Genomic DNA, 20,360 nt, shown 5'->3' with positions numbered 1-20,360 from the left:
TACACGTGGTGGCGTTATGTTCTACCCGCCGTTCGCGACCGTGCCCACGGGAGGTCCCCTCGATGTCTGACGCCACGCTGAACTCCGTCACGCAGGACCCGGACGACTTCGCCGTCCAGATCGCGGACCAGATCAAGACGTTCATCGTCGCGGTGACCGAGGTGTCGAAGGCCGACGAGCCCGAGAAGGCCGTCCCGGTCCTGCTCCTGCAGGTCTCGCAGCTCCTGCTGGCCGGCGGAAGGCTCGGCGCCTACGAGGACATCCTCCCGGACGAGCGCTACGAGCCGGACCTGGGCGCCGAACCGGACGCCGACGGGCTGCGTGAGCGCTTCGCGGAGCTCCTGGAGCCCATCGACGTCTACTCCGAGGTCTTCGACCCGTACGAGCCGCGCAAGGCCCCCGTGCCCCACCGCATCTCCGACGACCTGGCCGACCTGGTCACGGACCTCGGACACGGCCTGGCGCACTACGAGGCGGACCGCACGGCGGAGGCCATGTGGTGGTGGCAGTTCTCGTACTTCTCCAACTGGGGCTCCACGGCGTCGGCGGCCCTGCGCGCGCTCCAGTCGCTGATCGCCCACATCCGGCTGAACCAGCCGCTCCAGGAGCTCGACGGCCTGGACACGGACCAGGACCCGGGCGACGGGGACCTGGCCGAGGAGGCCGGACGTGTGATGGCCGAGGAGATCGCCGGGCCCCTGGGCCTGCGCCCGGTCCGGTAACGCGCTTCCGGGGGCTCGCGGTCCCAGCGAACGGGCTCCCGGTCCCAGCGAACGGGCTCCGGGTCCCACGAACGGCCGTGTGCCGGCCCGGCTTTCCCGGCCCGCGTTCCCGGTGTCCCCGAGGGTGTCCGGCGGCTCCGCTCCGCCCGTGTCGCACGTGCCGGACGTGTCCGCCGGGCCGCCTGCGGCCGTTGTGTCCTGGGCCACAAAAGGCGTGCGGCGCGAAGGACGAGGGCAGCAGCCCGGTACGAGCAGTTCGGGACGGCGCTCGTACCGCGTGGTGGGCGGGACATCTCATCATCCGGTACCGACGGGTCGATTCCGGGCTGCTCGTTAAACTGAGCCGACCGCACCATTATTGAGCGAGGAGCGCACGTGGGCCTTGTCGTGCAGAAGTACGGAGGCTCCTCCGTAGCCGATGCCGAAGGCATCAAGCGTGTTGCCAAGCGAATCGTCGACGCCAAGAAGAACGGCAACCAGGTGGTTGTCGTGGTGTCCGCGATGGGCGACACGACGGACGAGTTGATCGATCTTGCCGAGCAGGTATCCCCGATGCCTGCCGGGCGTGAGTTCGACATGCTGCTGACCGCCGGAGAGCGGATCTCCATGGCCCTCCTGGCGATGGCGATCAAAAACCTGGGCCACGAGGCCCAGTCGTTCACGGGCAGCCAGGCCGGTGTCATCACCGACTCGGTCCACAACAAAGCGCGCATCATCGATGTCACGCCCGGACGCATCCGGACCTCGATCGACGAGGGCAACATCGCCATCGTCGCCGGGTTCCAGGGTGTGAGCCAGGAGGGCAAGAACATCACGACCCTCGGTCGCGGTGGGTCCGACACGACCGCCGTCGCCCTGGCCGCCGCGCTGGACGCCGAGGTCTGTGAGATCTACACCGATGTGGACGGCGTCTTCACCGCCGACCCCCGGGTCGTGAAGAAGGCCCGGAAGATCGACTGGATCTCCTTCGAGGACATGCTGGAGCTGGCGGCGTCCGGCTCCAAGGTGCTGCTGCACCGCTGCGTCGAGTACGCACGCCGTTACAACATCCCGATCCACGTCCGCTCGTCCTTCTCCGGACTGCGCGGCACCTGGGTCAGCAACGAGCCGCAAGGGGACCAGCAGGTGGAGCACGCCATCATCTCCGGAGTCGCCCACGACGTCTCCGAGGCCAAGGTCACGGTCGTCGGTGTTCCCGACAAGCCGGGCGAGGCCGCCGCGATCTTCCGCGCCATCGCGGACGCCGAGATCAACATGGACATGGTGGTGCAGAACGTCTCCGCCGCGTCGACCGGGCTGACGGACATCACCTTCACGCTGCCCAAGGCCGAGGGCCGTAAGGCCATCGACGCCCTGGAGCGCAACCGCGCCGGCATAGGGTTCGAGTCCCTGCGCTACGACGACCAGATCGCCAAGATCTCCCTCGTCGGCGCGGGCATGAAGACCAACCCCGGGGTCACCGCGGGCTTCTTCGAGGCGCTGTCCGACGTCGGTGTGAACATCGAGCTGATCTCGACGTCCGAGATCCGCATCTCGGTGGTCACCCGTGTCGACGACGTCAACGAGGCCGTGCGCGCCGTGCACTCCGCCTTCGGCCTCGACAGCGACTCGGACGAGGCCGTCGTCTACGGGGGCACCGGCCGATGACAGGACGCCGCCCATCGCTCGCGGTCGTGGGTGCGACCGGGGCGATCGGTGGCGTCATGCTCCAGATCCTTTCGCAGCACGCGGATGTCTGGGGCGAGGTAAGGCTGATCGCCTCCCCGCGCACGGCCGGCGCCGAGCTGGTCGTGCGCGGCGAGGCGACCGAGGTCCTCGCACTCTCCGAGGACGTGTTCGACGGGGTGGACGTGGCCCTGTTCCTGGTGCCGGACGAGGTGTCCGCGCAGTGGGCTCCGGTCGCCGCCGCCGGGGGCGCCGTGGTCGTGGACGACTCGGCGGCCTTCCGGCTGGACGACGACGTCCCCCTCGTCGTCCCCGAGATCAACCCCCATGCCGTGCGGCGGAGGCCGCGCGGCATCGTCGCGTCCCCGAACTGCACGACGCTGTCGCTGATCGTCGCGGTCGGTGCCCTGCACGCCGAGTTCGGACTGCGGGAGCTGATCGTCTCGTCCTACCAGGCGGTGAGCGGCGAGGGACACGACGGTGTCGCCGCGCTCCGCGAGCAGCTCGCCCTGGTGGCGGGCACGGAGCTGGGCACACGCCCCGGGGACGTACGCCGTGCGCTGGGTGACGGCGACAAGAGCCCCTTCGCCGCTCCCGTGGCGCTGAACGTGGTGCCGTGGGCCGGGACCGACGCCGGGGGCGGCTGGTCCTCCGAGGAACTGGCGATACGCGAGGAGTGCCGCAAGGTCCTCGGCATGCCGGACCTGAAGGTGACGGCGACCTGCGTGTACGTGCCCGTGGTCGCGACGCACTCCATGTCCGTGCACGCCCGTTTCGAGAACGAGGTGGACGTGGCGAAGGCGCACGAGGTCCTGGCGACCGCGCCCGGGGTGGTGCTCTTCGACAGTCCGGCCGCCGGTGACTTCCCCACGCCCGCCGACGTCGTGGGCACCGACCCGACCTGGGTGGGCCGGGTGCGGCAGTCGATGGACGATCCGCATGCCGTCGAGATGTTCGTCTGCGGCGATAATCTTCGAAAAGGCGCGGCTCTCAATGTGGCCCAGATCGCCGAATCGGTGGCCTGGGAATTCACTCGTACCTGATCGAACCTGTTTTGTAGGATCTGTGTGCGCCCTGTGGGTAACTTGCCAGTCGGAACCCCTTGAGCTGGGGCGTTGCCATATCCGACGATGATCTCCTGGCCCTCCGCAACCGCTGGGCGGATGCGACGCGTCTAAGTCGTCACTTCTTGCATGGCTGGATGTGTTTTCGGGGCGTTCGGGGAAGAGCAGGTACGAATGAGGGCATGTCGCACAGCATCGGACGCGGTGCCGTACGCGTACAACCCTGACGGGGGGACGAGTGTCCAACTGGCGTGGCAGAGGTTCTCGACATCACAGTGGTGGGCCCGTTGCGAGGCGCTTCGGTGCGTCCGCTCCGGCGGCCCCGCGCGGCCGGCGGTATGCCGGTGATCGCGCCCATGCCCGCTGCTCGGTCCACCCGGCTGCCTTCGCAGCGCGAGGGCGCTGAGGGGACGGTGGCGGCAGGAACGACGGTCGACCATCTCACCGAGACGTACCGCGCCCACTACCGCTCGTTGCTGGGCCTCGCGGCGCTCCTGCTGGACGACACCGCGTCGTGCGAGGACGTGGTGCAGGAGGCGTTCATCCGGGTGCACTCGGCGCGGAACCGTGTGCGCGATCCGGAGAAGACGCTGGCCTACCTCCGCCAGACCGTGGTCAACCTGTCCCGCTCCGCGCTGCGTCGTCGCATCCTCGGCCTGAAGCTCCTCTCGAAGCCGATGCCCGACATGGCGAGCGCGGAGGAGGGCGCGTACGACCAGTTGGAACGGGACGCGCTGATCAAGGCGATGAAAGGGCTGCAGCGCCGCCAGCGTGAGGTGCTGGTGCTGCGTTACTTCTCGGACATGACGGAGGCCCAGGTCGCGGAGACGCTGGGGATATCGCTCGGTTCGGTGAAGGCGTACGGCTCCCGGGGTATCGCCGCTCTGCGCGTCGTGATGGAGGCGCAGGCATGAGCGGTCCCGAGTACAGGCACGACGAAGACCGGACTGGAAACGGAATTGTGAACCACGGGCCGGAGAACACCCCCGACACCGATCCGGAGCGGGAGGGTGAACGGACGCAGGACGCGCTCGACGGCGCGGAAGCCGCCTCAGGGACCACCGCCCCACGGGCGGGCTCGGGTACTCGTGAGACGGGCGCCGAGGGGCCGGACGGCGACGCGGCGGGCAGCCGTGAGCCGGACGGCGGTGCGTCGGACGGCGGCGAGCTGGACCGTCGGGGGCCGGGCGCTGACGGGCCGGTTCCTGATGGGTCGGGTGCTCGTGACGCGGGTGCCGGTGACTCGGCGGGCGGTGAGGGCGCCGGGTTCGGCGGCGGCACGCTGACCGAGCTCTTCGCCGTCGGCAGCGAGGCGGGCAAGGGCTCCGGTGGCCCAGGCGGCCCCGGGGGCCAAGGTGGTTCCGGTGGCACCGGTGGTTTTGGTGGTTCCGGTGACGAGGACATGGACGAGATCGCGTTGCGCCGTCTGCTGCACGGCGCCGTGCGGGATCTCGAACCCTCGGACGGCACCCTCGATCATCTGCACCGCGCGGTGCCGGCCCGGCGGGCCAGGCGACGCCAGGGCGTGGTGGGGGCGGCGGCTGCGGCTCTGCTGATCGGAACCGCGGTCCCGGCCTTCGTCCATGTGGCGAACTCGAACGGTTCCGTCGCCGCCCACCCGGCCATCGCCGGTCATGGCGAGCAGGCCCAGGGCGGCAGCGGCGAGGAGGCGGGCGGTGAGGCCGACGGCGGGAGGACGGCCGGCCCCGCGGACCGTCAGAGCGAGGGTTCGGAGGGTGAGGCCGGGAAGTCGGCGTCCCCGTCGAAGGGATCCGAGCCCGGTGCCGGGAACGACGGCACCACGGGCCGGGACGATCCGCCGGGCTCCGACGCGGCGGTCAGCAAGGCGTGCTCTCCCGATCAGCTCGGCATCGCCTCCGCCCAGGCGGGTGCGGCCGGTTCGGACGGCACGGTCTACGGGACGTTCAGGATCGCGAACGTGTCCGGCGACGCCTGCGCGGTCACCAGCAACGGCACGGTCGGTTTCCAGGCGGCGGGCGCTGCCGACCCGCAGAAGATCACGGTCGTGCAGCACACCGCGGGCGACCCCGCGGGTGGCCTGCCCGACCCGTCGACGGAACCGGGGACCGTGTTCCTCAAGCCGACGATGACGTACGAGGTCCGCTTCGCGTGGGTGCCGTCCGACACCTGCCCGACCACCGGCGGGTCGCCGAGTCCGACGCCCACGGACGGCGTCGGGAGCGGCGGCGGAGGCGGCAGCGAGGGCACCGGGAGCGCCCCGGGGACGACGGACGTGGCGGCTCAGTTCGGCAGCGCGGACGAGGGCCCGGCCGACGGCAGCGTCGCGGTCACCCACACGCCCGAGCTCGGCGCGCCGACGGCGGAGACCACGATCGCCAACGCCTGCGCGGGCACGATCTACCGCACCGGCGTCCTGAACGCCTCCTAGCCCGGCGGACCGATAGCGCTCGCGGCCCCGCGCCCGCATCCGGATCCGGACGCTGCCGCGCCCGCGATCACGGCTGACGCCTGGCCCACGGACAGGAACGCGCCGGGCCGTGTCCACGAACCCGGGTTCCGGGATCCGGGGCCCTTAGGCAGTGATCCCGGAACCGGGATCGCGGACACGCATACGGGCAGGGCCCGCCAGGAACGTCCGGTTCCGGCGGGCCCTGCCCGTATCCGCCGATGCCGACCGCCCGCCCGGCACCAGCACCGCGGCACTGGCACCGGAACCGTCAGCGGCACCGGCGCGAAGCTCAGTCAGTCGGCGTCGGCCGCGAGTCCCAGCTGTACGTCGCGGGCCGCCTCCGCCTCGCGACGCACGAGGCGGAACCACATGAACAGCACGAAGCCGGCGAACACGAACCACTCACCGGTGTAACCGAGGTTCTGGAAGGCCTTCAGATCGAGCCCGCTGCCCTGCGCGGCCGCCGCGGGCACCGGCTTCATGCCACCACTCGTCCCGCCCGCGTCCGGCTCGGGCAGAGTCACCCAGGCGTCGTAGACGTCGTAGGGGACGAGGTTCACCAGGGAGGCCGCGCTGATCATGCCCAGCTGGCCCTCGGGGAGCCCGCCACTGACATCGACGCCGGTGGTGCCGCTGTTCTCCGAGGCCTGCAGATCGCCGGTCACGGTGACCTCGCCGGCCGGCGGGGCGGGCACCGGGGTGCTGCCCGGGCTGCCCGCCAGCCAGCCCCTCACGACCGGCAGGGCCTTGCCGCTGTCCGTGCGCAGCAGATCCAGCACGTAGAAGCCGTCACGGTCGTCGAGCTTGCGGCCGGGAACCAGGAACTGGTCGGAGTACGTCCCCGTCGCCACGGCGGGGCGGCCGGAGGTCTCCGTGCTCACGGGAAGCAGGTCGCCGAGCGGCTTCGGGGAGCGGGTGCCCGGATCGGGGCGCTTCTCGGCCATCTCGTGCGTCTGCACGCGGTCCTCGAAACGGCCGAGCTGCCAGGTGCCCATGAACACGCAGAACGGGATGGCCAGCACGACGAAGAGGTTGATCCCCCACCATCGCGGGGTCAGCAGGAACCGGTACACCCCTCCACGTTACGGTTCCCCGCTCCGGGCCCCCGGAGCGGGGTGCACCATTTATCCGGCCCTTACGCCGTGGGCGTCGCCTCCTCCGGGTCCTTCCCCCGGCCGCCGTCCCCGCCGCCATCCCGGGCCTCGGCCGACGCCTGTCCGAGGTGGCGCAGCGCGAAGTCCAGCTCCAGCCGCACCTGCTTGATCCGTTCCTCCACGACGAGCGAGCCGTGCCCCGCGTCGTAGCGGTACACCTCGTGGACGGCGTCACGGGCGGCGAGGCGGTCCACGTAGTTCTCCACCTGACGGATGGGGCAGCGCGGGTCGTTGACGCCGGCCGAGATGTAGACCGGGGCGCGCACGGCGTCCACGTAGGTCAGCGGGGACGAGGCCTCGAAGCGCTCGGGGACCTCCTCCGGTGTACCGCCCAGCAGTGTGCGGTCCATCGCCTTCAGCGCTTCCATCTCGTCGTGATAGGCGGTGACGTAGTCGGCGACGGGCACCGCTGCCAGCCCGAGGGCCCAGGCGTCCGGCTGCGTACCGAGGCCGAGCAGCGTCAGGTAGCCGCCCCACGAGCCGCCTGCCAGGACGAGCCGCTCCGGGTCCGCCAGCCCCGACTTCACCGCCCATTCCCGGACGGCAGCGATGTCCTCCAGCTCGATCAGCCCGACGCGGTGCTTGAGGGCGTCGGTCCAGGCGCGGCCGTATCCCGTCGAACCGCGGTAGTTGACCCGCACGACGGCGAAGCCGTGGTCCACCCAGGCGGCGGGACCCGACGCGAAGGCGTCGCTGTCGTGCCAGGTGGGCCCACCGTGTATCTCGAAGACCGTCGGGAACGGTCCGTCACCGGTGGCCGGGGTCTGCACCAGGGCGTGGATGCGGCCACCGGGGCCGTCCACCCAGGCGTCCCGGACCGGCACCGACGCCGGAGCCTTGGCGCCCGGAGGGTCGAGCACGACGGAGCCCCCCGTGGAGCGCACGGCGGGCGGCTGCGCGGCCGACGACCACAGATACTCCACCGTGCCGTCAGGACGGGCCGTGGCGCCCGACACCGTGCCTGAGGGGGTCTCGACCCGGACCGGCGCCGCGGCACCCGGCTCGTAGCGCCAGAGCTCGCTGCGGGCCTCGAAGCTGTGCTCGATCAGCAGCGCGGATCCGTCCGGATACCACTCCGCTCCCGTGTCACCGGGCAGGTCGACCGGCAGGTCCGTCTGCGTCCCCGTCACCGGATCCCAGATCATCGGTTCCCACCGTCCGCGCCGCTGGTGCCCGACCAGCAGCCGGGTGTCCCCCGCCACCGGGGCGAAGCCCAGCACCGCGAGGCCCAGCTCCTTCGTGCCGCCCTCGGTGTCGTCGAGCTCGGCGACCGTGGAACCGTCGGGGCGGACCACGCGCAGCGCGGAGTGCATGGCGTCACCGTGCTCGGTGTGTTCCAGGGCGATCAGTGTCCCGTCGTGGGAGAGGTCGCCGACCCCGGCCGACTCACGGTGCCGGTAGATGACGACCGGGTCCGCTCCCGGAGCCACCAGGTGGACGGTCGTGCCGTCCTCGTCGGTCGAGCGGCCGACCACGGCCGTGCCGTCCCGTCCGATCGCGAGGCCCGCCGGATAGGACGGCTCCAGGCCGGGCGTGGCCGGCTCGTCAGGGCCGCCCTCGAAGGGCTGCCGCATCCACACGCCGAACTCGTCGCCGTCCGTGTCGGCGAACCACCAGACGGTCCGGCCGTCCGGCGTCAGCACCCCGTCGGTCGTGCCGTTGGGCCGGTCCGTCACCTGCCGCTGCTTCCCGGTCGCCCGGTCCCAGGCGTACAGCTCGTACGTACCGGTGGCGTTGGAGACGAAGAGCGCGCGGTCGGGAGCGTCCTCGGCCCAGTCGGGCAGGGACACCCGCGCGGCGCGGAAACGCTGCTCCCACTGTGGCGGTTCCTGCTCCCGCTCCGGTACGGACGCGTCGTTCTGTGTGTCGCTCATGCCCCCATCCAACCCGATGTGGCCACAACACCGTGCGGTCTGTGGATAACTGTTCGCACCCGCCCCCGGCCTGTGGGTAACTTTCGCGCATGTACGCACCGACACCTGAGGACTGGCACGAGATCAACCGCGCGCGCTGGGACGAGCGTGTGCCCATCCACGCGGCCGGTGACTTCTACGGTCTGGACGCCTTCCTGGCCGGCCGGGACGCCCTGCGTGACTTCGAGCTGGCGGAGGTCGGTGACGTGACCGGCCGGACACTGCTGCACCTCCAGTGCCACATCGGACTGGACACCCTGTCCTGGGCCCGCCACGGAGCGGCCCACGTCGTGGGCCTCGACTTCTCCGGGCCGGCCGTCGAGACGGCTCGCGGCCTGGCCCGCTCGCTGGAGCTCCCGGCGGACCGTGCGGCTTTCGTCGGGGCCGACGTGTACGACGCGGCCCAGGCGGTCCCGGACTCGTCGTACGACATCGTCTACACCGGGCTCGGCGCACTGAACTGGCTACCGGACGTCACGCGTTGGGCCGAGGTCGCCGCCTCGCTGGTGGCACCCGGAGGATTTCTCTACCTCGCCGAGTTCCATCCGTTCACCGACTGCCTGGACGACGAGACGGGCTCGACGGTCACGTACGACTACTTCAGCAGGGAGGCATGGGTGGACGATTCGCCCGGCACCTATGCCGACCTCGACGCCGTGACCGTCCACAACCGCAGCGTCGAGTGGCAGCACCCGGTGGGCGAGGTGGTCTCGGCGCTCGCGGCGGCGGGACTGCGGATCGAGTTCCTGCACGAGCACGACGCGTCCCTCTTCCCGCGGTACCAGGTGCTGAAGCGAGGAGGAGACGGGTACTACCGGTTCCCGTCGGACCGTCCGCGCATCCCGATGATGTACTCGATCAAGGCGTCGCGGCAGGTCAGAGGCTGATTGAGGCCCGGCGTCACCGCGGATGTCAGTGGCGGGCGCCACACTCGGTGGCATGACTGGGACGAGTGGTGGCACGGGTGTGGCGTGGTGGGCGGCTCGGGAGCGGGTCGCTGTGGAGGCGTACTGGGCCGCGGCCGGGGCGCGGGACTGGGCCGCCTTCGCCGCCACCCTCGCCGACGACGTGGTGTACGAGCTGCCGCAGAGCCGCGAGCGCATACTCGGCAAGGAGCGCTACGTCCGGTTCAACCGGGAGCACCCGGGGGCCCGGCAGGTCCGGATCGAGCGGATCGTGACCGACGGGGAGGGGCGCCAGGCCGCCGCCAGGACGCTGGTCACCCTCGGGTCGGAGGAGACGCACGCCATCCACTTCTTCACCTTCGACGAGGACGGCAGGATCGACGGGGTCACGGACTTCTGGCCCGAGTCCTGCGAGCCTCCCGCAGGCCGTGAGCACCTGGTCGAGCGCTACTGAGCCCGGGATCTGCTTCCCGGCGCCTGCCCGCCGTACGGCGGCACCTCCGGTCGGGCCGGTGGTGCCGCCGTGTCCGCCCGGGCGCGCCGGTTCTACGCGCGCTACGCCGCGGAGCGGAAGGCCGGCAGATAGCCGCCCGACTGCCCGATCGCCTTCGGGTGGTACGAGTTGGTGACCGGGATGGACACGCTGTGGATCCACGCGTCACCCGAGCAGAGCTCGTGCCCGGTGAACTCGTCCACGACGCTGGAGAAGGTGAACCCCGAGTTGGCCGCCCGCTTGGCCAGCACCCCGTTGAGCACGTCCGAGGCGTTGTTGATCGCTCCCCGCTCGGCCTCGGTGAGGCCGGCGATGCAGGTACCCGACAGCTTGTAGAAGCGGGGGTATCCGAGCACCACCACATGGGCCTGCGGAGCCCGCGAACGGATGCCCGTGTAGAGGGAGTCGAGCTTGCCCGGCAGCGAGTTCTGGATCGCGGAGACCGCCGTGTTCACCCGGCTCACACAGGTTGCCTCGCTCTGCAGGACGCATGTCTGCATGACGTCCGCGAACCCGACGTCGTTGCCTCCCGCCGTGACGCTGACGAGCGTGGTCGACGAACTGAGCGCGCCCAGCTGGCCGCTGGACACGGAGGCCGTCGTGGCGCCCGAACAGGCGACGAACGCGAACGACGACGGGGCGTTCGCGTTCTTCCAGAGGTAGGGGTAGGCGTTGGTGCTGCGCTTGCAGTCGCCGCTCTCCGACGTGTAGCTCCCGGCGCCCACTCCGGAGGAGTAGGAGTCACCGAGAGCGACATAGTTCTCGCCGGCGGCGGATGCCGGTTGTGCGACGCCGAGCGCGGCCACTGCGGCGATCGCGAGGGTGAAGACGGACGCCCGGAAGGTTCGTACTGACATGGCTGCCAGCCCTTCGAAATGTGGGGGACGAGGGGGAAGTTCGTGGGGCGAGCACGTTTTTAGCAGCTTCCGGTACCCGGCGGTAATGGCCGCGCGAAAAGTCGTCTGATATGCCCGAAGGATCGTTCGGTCGTCGATGCTCCGCGCGTAGATAAACCTCCGACAGGCCCTCGAAACGGTGAAGTTACGGGGCATGAAGACGGCCCGCACGACTCCTCTGCGTCACCTTGAGGGGAACACCGTCTGTTCGGATGTTCGGGCACCGGCCGTCCTCGTACCGCCTCCGAGCCCTTCGGCGCCGCATGCGACCGCGGCCGCCAGGAAGCCTGGCGGCCGCGGTGCAGGGAGGGCGGGAGACGTCAGAGCGTGCGCTCCAGGCGGTCCGCCATCAGCCTGCTGAAGCGCGAGGGGTCACTCAGCTCGCCGCCGTCGGAGAGCAGCGCCAGCCCGTGGACGAGCTCGGCCGTCTCCGCGAGTTCGGTCCCGGCGCCCTCCTCGTCCTTCCGCTCGGTGTACGCCTTCTTCAGTCCGCTGATGAGGGCGTGCGAGGGGTTGAGTTCGAGGATGCGCTTGATCTGCGGCACCTCCTGGCCCATGGCGCGGTACATGTTCTCCAGCGCCGGAGTGACATCGTGCGTGTCCGAGACGATGCAGGCGGGCGAGACGGTGAGCCGCGAGGAGAGACGCACCTCCTTCACGGTGTCGCCGAGCTGCTCCGTCATCCAGGTCAGCAGACCGGCGTAGTCCTGCTGCTGCTTCTCGCGCTCGGCCTCGACCTCCTTCTTCTCCTCGTCGGTGTCCAGGTCGACCTCGCCCTTGGAGATGGACTGGAGAGGCTTGCCGTCGAACTCGGGGACGGACTGGACCCAGACCTCGTCGACGGGGTCGGTGAGCAGCAGGACCTCGAAGCCCTTGGCGCGGAAGGCCTCCATGTGAGGAGAGCTCTCCATGGCCGCGCGCGACTCGCCGGTCATGTAGTAGATCTGCTCCTGGCCCTCCTTCATCCGCTCGACGTACGAGCGCAGGGTGGTCAGCCCCTCCTCGTCCTGGGTCGAGGCGAACGAGGAGATCTCCAGGATCGCGTCGCGGTTCTCGAAGTCCTGGAACAGGCCCTCCTTGAGGACGCGGCCGAATTCCTTCCAGAAGGTGTCGTACTTCTCGGGGCTGCCGGACCGCATGTCCTTGACCGTCGAGAGCACCTTCTTGACCAGCCGGCGCCGCATCATCTCGATCTGGCGGTCCTGCTGCAGGATCTCGCGTGACACGTTGAGCGAGAGGTCCTGGGCGTCGACCACGCCCTTCACGAAGCGCAGATACGTCGGCATGAGCGCTTCGCAGTCGTCCATGATGAACACGCGCTTCACATAGAGCTGCACTCCGCGCTTGTGGTCCTGCATGAACAGGTCCTGCGGCGCGTGGGACGGCAGGAACAGCAGTGCCTGGTATTCGAACGTCCCCTCCGCCTGCATGCGGATGGTTTCGAGCGGGTCGGTCCAGTCGTGACTGATGTGCTTGTACAGCTCGCTGTACTCCTCATCGGTCACGGAGTCCTTCGACCGGGCCCACAGGGCCTTCATCGAGTTGACCGTCTCGGTCCCGGGCTCCTCGCCCTCCTCGGCACCTGTCGCCGCCATGCGGATGGGCCAGGTGATGAAGTCCGAGTACCGCTTGACGATTTCCCTGATCTTCCAGGGAGAGGTGTAGTCGAAGAGCTTGTCCTCGGTGTCCTCGGGCTTGAGCCGCAGGGTGACCGAGGTGCCCTGCGGCGCGTCCTCGACGGACTCGACGGTGTAGGTGCCCTCACCGCTGGACTGCCAGCGCGTACCGGTGTTCTCGCCCGTTCGCCGGGTCAGCAGGGTGACCTCGTCGGCGACCATGAAGCTCGAATAGAACCCGACACCGAACTGTCCGATGAGCTCCTCGGAAGCGGTGGCGTCCTTGGCGTCCTTCAGTTCCTGGAGGAATTTCGCCGTACCGGAATTTGCGATCGTCCCGATCAGCTGCACGACCTCGTCGTGCGACATTCCGATGCCGTTGTCGCGCACGGTCAGTGTGCGCTTCTCCTGGTCGGCCTCGATGGCGATATGGAGGTCGGACGTGTCCGCCTGGAGCGAGTCGTCACGGAGAGTCTCAAGTCGCAGCTTGTCCAACGCGTCAGAGGAATTGGAAATGAGCTCACGCAGGAATACGTCCTTGTTCGAGTAAATCGAATGGATCATCATCTGCAGGAGCTGGCGCGCTTCTACCTGAAACTCGAATGTCTCGGCCGGCATGGGTGCGGGGTCCCTTTCCTGGGGTAAGTCATCTGAGTCGCTGTATATCGTAGCCACGGCCCGGGCCGTTCATGTGCCGGTTCCGCCAGGGCCGTTGGCCGTCCGGTGTCCCGCCCTCGACGGACACGCGCACCGCCGCACGACGCGTGCCCTCCCACCGGGCAGACTGGGCGCATGGGCGATACGCGAACGGCTGACGAGACCGGGCAGGGCCCCGGCCTCCCCCCTGTGATCACGTTCCGGGAGCCGGGCAGCTTCGCCCGGAGCGTCATGGCGGAGCGCCACCCCGCGTTGATCCAGCAGGTGCGCGACGCCTTCCCGTACGGCCCGCGGCAGCTCCGGGCCCTGGACGCCCTGCTGCACGAGATCGCCCACGGCGTCGTCGAGCCACTCGACCACGGGAGTCCCGACCGCGACCTCTGGCTGGAGTGGGGGCGCGAGCACCTCGGACGCCCGTGGTTCGACACCCCGTTCCTCTGGGGTGAGAGCTACTTCTACCGCAGACTCCTGGACGCGGTCGGCTACTTCGGCGAGGGGCCGTGGCGGGGCGTCGACCCCTTCGCCCCGTTCAAGCGCGCCGAACTGAGTGGTGGCACGGTCGAGGAGGAACTCCGGGCCCTGGACGACCTCGTCCACCTGCCCGCGGCCGAGCGGGCGTCCGCGCTCCTCCACGCCTCGCTCTGGGGCAACCGGGCCGACCTCGGCTTCCGCGGGCCGGGGGGCGCACCCGAACCGGCGGGCGGAACGCCGGCCGGCGGCCTGGTCGCCGACGACGGCGCGGCGCTGTGGAGCCTCCTGCCGCCGGGGGCCCGTGCCACCGTCGCCGTGATCGCCGACAACACCGGGCGCGAGCTGATCCCCGATCTCGTCCTCGTCGACCACCTGCTCCGGCACGGCCACGCCGACCGGGTGGTGCTGCATGTGAAACCCGGCCCGTACTACGTCTCCGACGCCATGACGGCCGATGTCGCCGACTGTGTGCGGCGGCTGGCCGGAGCTTCCGGTGAGGCGGGCGCCATCGGCGGGCGGATCCGGGAGGCCATGGGTGCCGGACGCCTCGACGTGCGTGCCCACGCGTTCTTCTGCGCCCCGTTCCCGTACGGACGGATGCCCGGGGATCTGAGGGAGGAACTCGCTTCGGCGGCGCTCACGATCCTGAAGGGCGACCTCAACTACCGGCGCCTGGTGGGTGACCGGCTGTGGCCCGGGACCACGTCGTTCACGGAGCTCACGGCGTACTTCCCCGGGCCCGTCGCAGCGCTGCGGACGCTCAAGTCCGATGTCGTCGTGGGGCTGGAGCCGCGGGCCCTCGAGGAACTGGAGCGGTCCGGTCACGCGTGGCGTACCAGCGGCACGCACGCCCTGATCCAGGTGCGGCCCTAGGCGCCGCCGTCAGTGCTCCACCCCGTAGCGGATGAGCAGGTCGTGCCAGCCCTCCTCCAACCGCTCGACCGGCATGCCGCGTTCGCACGTCAGATGGTGGACGAGGGGGGCGTCGATCGAACCCAGCAGGGTGTGCGCGAGCAGATCCGGCCGGCCGGCCGCGTGCGCCTGGCGCAGCAGCAGGGTGACATGGCTGAGTCTCAGACGCTGTGCGGGGACGGAGAAGGTGCGCAGCGGGTCGGTGCGGGACGCCAGGATCAGCTCGTGGTGATCGCGTTCGTGGCGCATCACGGCGGGGCCGAAGGCATGCAGACGCTCGGCTGCCGGGGCGTCGGGACCCATGGGGGGCGGCCCCGAGAGGAAGGCGGCCTGCAGCAGGGACTCCCGGTGGTCGAGCAGCGCGATGAGCAGGCCGGTCCGGTCCTTGAAGCGCCGGAAGACGGTGCCCTTGCCGACCCCGGCGGCCGCGGCCACGGATTCCATGGTCAGGTCGGCCGCCCCGCAGTCGGCCAGGAGGCGCGAGGCGGCGTCCAGCAGGAGCACCCGATTGCGGGCCGCGTCCGCCCTCAGCGCCTCCGGCCCGTCGGCGGCGGCGAGCGTGAGGCTCGTGCGCGCCTCCCCGGGGTCGGGTGGCCCGGGCGGCGGGGAAAGGGGAGCGGTCATGGCTTCAGGGTAGCCCCGGACGGCCATAAGTGGACCACGGTCCGTTTAGGTGGTACAACTTTAAACGGACCGTGGTCCGCTACCTCTGCACTCTCCGTCTCCCGGGAGCTTCCCCCATGTCTGTACGCATCCTCGCCCTCGTCGGCAGCCTCCGCGCCGGCTCCCACAACCGTCAGCTCGCCGAGGCCGCAGCCAAGCACGCGCCCGAGGGTGTCGAGGTCGAGCTGTTCGAGGGGCTCGCCGATCTCCCGTTCTACAACGAGGACATCGACGTCGAGGGGAGCGTCCCGGCCGCGGCCGCGGAGCTGCGCGCCGTGGCCGGCGGCTCCGACGCGTTCCTGCTGTTCTCGCCCGAGTACAACGGCACCATGCCGGCCGTGCTGAAGAACGCCATCGACTGGCTGTCCCGCCCGTACGGCGCCGGCGCGCTCACCGCCAAGCCGGTCGCCGTGGTCGGCACCGCCTTCGGCCAGTTCGGTGGCGTGTGGGCCCAGGACGACGCCCGTAAGGCCGCCGGCATCGCCGGCGGAGCCGTCCTCGCGGACGTCAAGCTCTCCATCCCCGGCTCCGTGACCCGCTTCGCCGAGCTCCACCCGGCGGACGACGCCGAGGTCGTCACCTCGCTGACCGAGGTGCTCCGCCAGGTCGTCGAGGGCACCACGGTCGCCGCCTGACCGTCTGCCTGACGCTTGTGAGCCCGGTCCCTCTTCTCGAAGGGGGACCGGGCTCACGCGCGTTCACGGCCGGGGCGCTGGGGGAGGCTCCAAGTATCAGCAATATGCAAAACAGAATCGTTGACAATCCTGTGCCCCTGGATTTACGTTCGACAGGCACTCACTCAGGGGGCAATGATGCCGAAGCAAGCCGGTCCGATCAGTGGGGAGCAGGCCAGGCAGCTGGCTCTGACCCGGCTGAGGCAGGCGATTCTGCGCGGTGAGATGGTGCCGGCCCAGCGGCTGGTGGAGAACGATCTCGCCGAGCAGTTCGGTGTGACACGGGCCGGCGTCAGGGCGGCGCTGATCGAACTGGAGGCGGAGGGGCTGGTCGAGCGGATAACCGCGGATCCAGGGTGCGCGTGGTGACCGTCGACGAAGCCGTCGCCATCACCGAGTGCCGGATGGCCCTGGAGGGCCTCTGCGCGGCCAAGGCGGCCGTCGTGGCCGACGACGAGCGCCTTGACCGGCTCGCGGAGGTCGGCGAGGCCATGACCAAGGCCGTCGCCGACGGCGATCCGATGCTCTACTCCGACCTCAATCACCGACTTCACGCCATGGTCAGGGAGTTCTCCGGTCAGCAGACGGCCGTGTCCCTCCTGGAGCGGCTGAACGCTCAGCTGGTGCGTCACAGGTTCCGGCTCGCCCTGAGGCCCGGACGCGCTCAGCAGTCCCTGAGTGAACACCTGGCCGTGATCGACGCGATCAGGGCCAGGGATCCGCAGGCGGCCGAGTCGGCCGTCCGCTCCCACCTGGCGAGCGTGGTCGAGGCACTGCGCGGGTGACGTGCGGCGCCTGATCGATGTCCTGCGCGTCCCGCTGGTGGGTCCGTAGCCCTGTCCAGCAAGGAGAGCTCAGTCATGACAACCGATACGGCGCGCGTCACGGAGCGGCCGGTATGAGCGGCGTCCGCTGCCTCCTGATGCGGGGCGGCACGTCCAAGGGCGCCTATTTCCTGGCCAGCGACCTGCCTCGGGACCCGACGGCCCGCGACGGCCTGCTGCTGCGGATCATGGGCAGCCCCGACCCGCGCCAGATCGACGGCCTGGGCGGCGCGCACCCGCTCACCAGCAAGGTCGCGGTCGTCTCCGTGCCGGACGACCCGGACGTCGACGTCGACTACCTCTTCCTCCAGGTCGCCGTCGACGGCGCGGAGGTCTCCGACCGCCAGAACTGCGGCAACCTGCTCGCCGGCGTCGGCCCCTTCGCCGTGGAGCGCGGCCTGGTCCCCGCCGAGGACGGGCACACCTCGGTACGCATCCGGATGGTCAACACCGGCGACCTGGCCACCGCGACGTTCCCCACTCCTGGCGGGTGCGTCGACTACACGGGGGCGGCCCGGATCTCCGGGGTGCCCGGGACCGCCGCACCGGTGGTGATCGAGTTCGCGCGGAGCGCGGCTCCGTTGCTGCCCACCGGCCGGGCACGGGAGGACGTCGCCGGCACGACGGTGACCTGCGTCGACAACGGCATGCCCACCGTGCTCATCCCGGCGCGGTCGCTCGGTCTCACGGGTTACGAGACACCGCAGGAGCTGGAGGCGGACACCGCGCTGCGCGACCGACTCGAAGGGATCCGGCTGGAGGCCGGCCCTCTCATGGGGCTCGGCGACGTCCGCGACACCACCGTGCCCAAGCTCAGCCTGCTGGCCCCGCCCGTGGACGACGGCGCCGTGACGACCCGTACCTTCATCCCGCACCGCTGCCACACCTCCATCGGGGTCCTCGGCGCCGCGGGTGTCGCCGCCGGGCTGCGCATCGCGGGCAGCGTCGCCGAGGGCGTCGCCCGGCTGCCCGCCCACGGTGACCGGCTGCGCATCGAACACCCCACCGGGTTCCTCGACATCGAGGCAGGCGTCGAGGCCGGTACGGACGGTTCGCCCGTCGTCAGGCGTACCGCGGTGGTGCGGACCGCACGAAGGATCTTCGACGGCACCGTCTACCCCCGGTCCGATCGGACAGCTCCGACATCCGCCCCCTCCCCGTCAGGAGCCGCAGACGACTCCCCCTCCCGGTGACATCGCCCGTGTCGGCCATGCGGAACCGTGGCCTCCTTCGGCGGGCTCCTGCTGGTCCACGGCGTCTCCCAGCGGCTGCCCTCGCCTCTTCGGCCCCTGGCTCGGCGGCCAACTGCTCGCGACCGGCTCGACCACAACAGGCTTCACGGTCTTCGCGGCGGCGGGTGTCTTCTCGCTGGTCTTCATCGGACTGACCGGCCTGCCGTCCCTCAAGGGCTCCACGGGCAAGGACACGGCCCGGCCGCTCTCCGGGGCGGGCTGAGAGGCAGCCCCGCCGGACGGCTCGGGGCCTCAACCTCCGGAAACGACAGAGGCCAGGTCCTGAATTTAGGACCTGGCCTCTGACCTGGTGTTTCAGCTGTCGGGGTGGCGGGATTTGAACCCACGACCTCTTCGTCCCGAACGAAGCGCGCTGCCAAGCTGCGCTACACCCCGATGCCCACCGGTCTCCCGGCGACATCGATTACTTTAGCCCACCCGCGCCCGGAGGCGAAATCCGGTTTTGTGCGGAGCGGGGGCAGGGGACCGGGCTCCGGCCGGATCGAGGCGGAGGGATCAGTCCCGCGGCGTCAGCGTCAGCAGGGTCGCCTCGGGCGGGCAGGCGAAGCGGACGGGGGTGTAGCGGTTCGTGCCGCAGCCCGCGGAGACGTGGAGGTAGGAGCGCTGTTCGCCGACCGTGTGCCCGGAGAGGCCCTTCACCCGGTCGGTGTCCAGGTCGCAGTTGGTGACCAGGGCGCCGTAGAAGGGGATGCAGAGCTGCCCGCCGTGGGTGTGACCGGCCAGGATCAGCGGGTAGCCGTCCGCCGTGAAGGCGTCCAGGGAGCGCAGGTACGGAGCGTGGACCACCCCGATCGACAGGTCCGCGCCCGTCTCGGGCCCACCGGCGACCTCGGCGTAGCGGTCCCGCTTGATGTGGGGGTCGTCCAGGCCCGTGAAGGCGATCTCGAGCCCGTCCGCCTTGATCCGGCCCCGGGTGTTGGAGAGGTTCAGCCAGCCGGCCTCGTCGAAGGCGTCCCGCATCGGCTCCCACGGGTTGTGGACGACGTCGACGGCCGGGGCGTTCCCGTTGAGCCCGTGCTTGCCCTGGGTCTTCTCCAGGAGGTAGCGGACCGGGTTGCGGAGCTTCGGCCCGTAGTAGTCGTTCGAGCCGAAGACATAGACCCCGGGGAACTCCATCAGCGGGCCGAGCGCGTCGAGCAGCTCCGGCACGGCTTCCGGGTCGGAGAGGTTGTCGCCCGTGTTCACCACGAAGTCCGGGCGCAGGCCCGCCAGCGACTGCAGCCAGGCGCGCTTCTTGCGCTGGCCGCTCACCATGTGGATGTCGGAGACCTGGAGCACACGCAACGGGCGTGCCCCGTGCGGGAGTACAGGAATGGTGATCCGGCGGAGGCGGAACGAGCGGGCCTCGAATCCGGCCGCGTACACGAGGCCGGCGGCGCCGACCGCTGCGCCGACTGCCGTGACTTTCAGGGGTACTCCGTAGCGTGCGCGCATGGGCCCATCGTCGCAGAAACGGTGCGGTGGGACGAAAACAGGAGGGCGGCAGGTGCTCCGTACCTGTCACAATCTCCCCATGACCACGCTCAAGTCCAAGCTCAAGGAAGACCTCACCACGGCCATGAAGGCGCGTGACGAGCTCACCTCGTCCACCCTCAGGCTCACCCTGACCGCGATCACCAAGGAGGAGGTCAGCGGCACGACGTCGCGCGAGCTCTCCGACGACGAGGTCCAGAAGGTGATCGCCAAGGAGGCGAAGAAGCGTCGCGAGGCGGCCGAGGCCTTCGCCCAGGGCGGCCGGACGGAGCAGGCCGAGCGTGAGCGGGCGGAGGGCGAACTGCTGGACACCTACCTGCCCAAGCAGCTGACCGACGACGAGCTGGACGTGATCGTCGCGCAGGCCGTCCAGGAGGCGAAGGGCGCGGGTGCCGAGGGGCCGCGGGCCATGGGCGCCGTCATGAAGATCGTCAACCCGAAGGTGGCCGGGCTCGCCGACGGAGGCAGGGTCGCCGCCGCGGTGAAGAGGCTGCTCGCCGGCTGAGGGGCCGTACACACGAAGGAGGAGGGGCGCCCCGGACCGGGGCGCCCCTCCTCCTTTCATGACGTGGTC

17 protein-coding genes, 1 tRNA gene and 1 pseudogene are annotated in these 20,360 nt (G+C 70.3%); 12 read left to right on the top strand and 7 right to left on the bottom strand.

Features of this window, described 5'->3' with window-relative positions; translation table 11 throughout:
- Positions 1-62 precede the first annotated feature (62 nt).
- From IA22_RS0106285 to IA22_RS0106265, 5 genes are all read left to right on the top strand, one after another.
- The gene (locus IA22_RS0106285) at positions 63-722 is read left to right on the top strand and encodes a DUF5063 domain-containing protein (RefSeq protein WP_014155424.1); all 660 of its coding nucleotides are present in this window, start codon (positions 63-65) and stop codon (positions 720-722) included.
- Positions 723-1,097: 375 nt separating this feature from the next.
- Entirely contained in the window at positions 1,098-2,369 is a 1,272-nt protein-coding gene (locus IA22_RS0106280; RefSeq protein ID WP_014155425.1) for an aspartate kinase, read from the top strand.
- Positions 2,366-3,430, top strand: coding sequence for an aspartate-semialdehyde dehydrogenase (locus tag IA22_RS0106275; RefSeq protein ID WP_014155426.1), 1,065 nt, complete (start codon positions 2,366-2,368; stop codon positions 3,428-3,430). Before IA22_RS0106280 ends, IA22_RS0106275 begins: the two co-directional genes overlap by 4 nt.
- A 359-nt stretch (positions 3,431-3,789) precedes the next feature.
- Positions 3,790-4,365 (top strand): SigE family RNA polymerase sigma factor, encoded by a 576-nt coding sequence (locus IA22_RS0106270; RefSeq protein ID WP_014155427.1) that lies wholly within the window; start codon positions 3,790-3,792, stop codon positions 4,363-4,365.
- Entirely contained in the window at positions 4,362-5,861 is a 1,500-nt protein-coding gene (locus IA22_RS0106265) for a hypothetical protein (protein ID WP_030122964.1), read from the top strand. The genes IA22_RS0106270 and IA22_RS0106265 overlap by 4 nt, the downstream gene beginning before the upstream one ends.
- Before the next feature lie 314 nt (positions 5,862-6,175).
- Here IA22_RS0106265 and IA22_RS0106260 read toward each other — a convergent pair whose 3' ends face one another.
- On the bottom strand, positions 6,176-6,955 hold the full coding sequence (locus IA22_RS0106260; protein ID WP_030122963.1) for an SURF1 family protein: 780 nt from the start codon (positions 6,953-6,955) through the stop codon (positions 6,176-6,178).
- Positions 6,956-7,017: 62 nt separating this feature from the next.
- The gene (locus IA22_RS0106255) at positions 7,018-8,910 is read right to left on the bottom strand and encodes a S9 family peptidase (protein ID WP_030122962.1); all 1,893 of its coding nucleotides are present in this window, start codon (positions 8,908-8,910) and stop codon (positions 7,018-7,020) included.
- 89 nt (positions 8,911-8,999) lie between these two features.
- Here IA22_RS0106255 and IA22_RS0106250 point away from each other — a divergent pair, with 89 nt between their 5' ends.
- Both IA22_RS0106250 and IA22_RS0106245 read left to right on the top strand, forming a co-directional pair.
- Positions 9,000-9,836: a class I SAM-dependent methyltransferase gene (locus IA22_RS0106250; protein WP_030122961.1), complete on the top strand. Its 837-nt coding sequence runs from the start codon at positions 9,000-9,002 to the stop codon at positions 9,834-9,836.
- Positions 9,837-9,888: 52 nt separating this feature from the next.
- Complete coding sequence (locus IA22_RS0106245; protein ID WP_078494715.1) at positions 9,889-10,308, top strand: nuclear transport factor 2 family protein; 420 nt, start codon at positions 9,889-9,891, stop codon at positions 10,306-10,308.
- Positions 10,309-10,409: 101 nt separating this feature from the next.
- On the opposite strand, the gene IA22_RS0106240 is transcribed toward IA22_RS0106245, so the two are convergent.
- Together IA22_RS0106240 and htpG are read right to left on the bottom strand one after the other, a co-directional pair.
- Positions 10,410-11,204 carry an SGNH/GDSL hydrolase family protein gene (locus tag IA22_RS0106240; protein WP_015577763.1) on the bottom strand — a complete coding sequence of 265 codons (795 nt, stop codon included), beginning with the start codon at positions 11,202-11,204 and terminating at the stop codon, positions 10,410-10,412.
- Between the two features lie 359 nt (positions 11,205-11,563).
- Entirely contained in the window at positions 11,564-13,477 is a 1,914-nt protein-coding gene (htpG, locus tag IA22_RS0106235) for a molecular chaperone HtpG (RefSeq protein ID WP_015577761.1), read from the bottom strand.
- Between the two features lie 174 nt (positions 13,478-13,651).
- On the opposite strand from htpG, the gene IA22_RS0106230 reads away from it, so the two are divergent.
- Positions 13,652-14,860, top strand: a complete 1,209-nt coding sequence (locus tag IA22_RS0106230; protein ID WP_014155435.1) for a damage-control phosphatase ARMT1 family protein — start codon at positions 13,652-13,654, stop codon at positions 14,858-14,860.
- A gap of 9 nt (positions 14,861-14,869) precedes the next feature.
- Here IA22_RS0106230 and IA22_RS0106225 read toward each other — a convergent pair whose 3' ends face one another.
- Entirely contained in the window at positions 14,870-15,523 is a 654-nt protein-coding gene (locus IA22_RS0106225; protein WP_030122959.1) for a TetR/AcrR family transcriptional regulator, read from the bottom strand.
- A 116-nt stretch (positions 15,524-15,639) separates the two neighbouring features.
- Here IA22_RS0106225 and IA22_RS0106220 point away from each other — a divergent pair, with 116 nt between their 5' ends.
- From IA22_RS0106220 to IA22_RS0106210, 3 genes and pseudogenes are all read left to right on the top strand, one after another.
- The gene (locus tag IA22_RS0106220) at positions 15,640-16,197 is read left to right on the top strand and encodes an NAD(P)H-dependent oxidoreductase (RefSeq protein ID WP_014155437.1); all 558 of its coding nucleotides are present in this window, start codon (positions 15,640-15,642) and stop codon (positions 16,195-16,197) included.
- Between the two features lie 177 nt (positions 16,198-16,374).
- Positions 16,375-17,021: pseudogene (locus IA22_RS33980) on the top strand (GntR family transcriptional regulator).
- Positions 17,022-17,134: 113 nt separating this feature from the next.
- The gene (locus IA22_RS0106210) at positions 17,135-18,253 is read left to right on the top strand and encodes a 4-oxalomesaconate tautomerase (protein WP_030122958.1); all 1,119 of its coding nucleotides are present in this window, start codon (positions 17,135-17,137) and stop codon (positions 18,251-18,253) included.
- A 361-nt stretch (positions 18,254-18,614) separates the two neighbouring features.
- On the opposite strand, the gene IA22_RS0106205 is transcribed toward IA22_RS0106210, so the two are convergent.
- Positions 18,615-18,688, bottom strand: a tRNA-Pro gene (locus IA22_RS0106205).
- 120 nt (positions 18,689-18,808) lie between these two features.
- Positions 18,809-19,747: a metallophosphoesterase gene (locus IA22_RS0106200; protein WP_014155440.1), complete on the bottom strand. Its 939-nt coding sequence runs from the start codon at positions 19,745-19,747 to the stop codon at positions 18,809-18,811.
- A gap of 79 nt (positions 19,748-19,826) precedes the next feature.
- Between IA22_RS0106200 and IA22_RS0106195 the strand changes: the two genes are divergently transcribed.
- Positions 19,827-20,291: a GatB/YqeY domain-containing protein gene (locus IA22_RS0106195; RefSeq protein WP_030122957.1), complete on the top strand. Its 465-nt coding sequence runs from the start codon at positions 19,827-19,829 to the stop codon at positions 20,289-20,291.
- Positions 20,292-20,360: the final 69 nt, after the last annotated feature.

It is taken from the genome of Kitasatospora papulosa, from assembly GCF_000717245.1.
GTDB classification, from domain to species: domain Bacteria; phylum Actinomycetota; class Actinomycetes; order Streptomycetales; family Streptomycetaceae; genus Streptomyces; species Streptomyces papulosus.
Note: the sequence above shows the minus strand (reverse complement) of the source record. Positions and strands in the feature narration are given on the sequence as shown.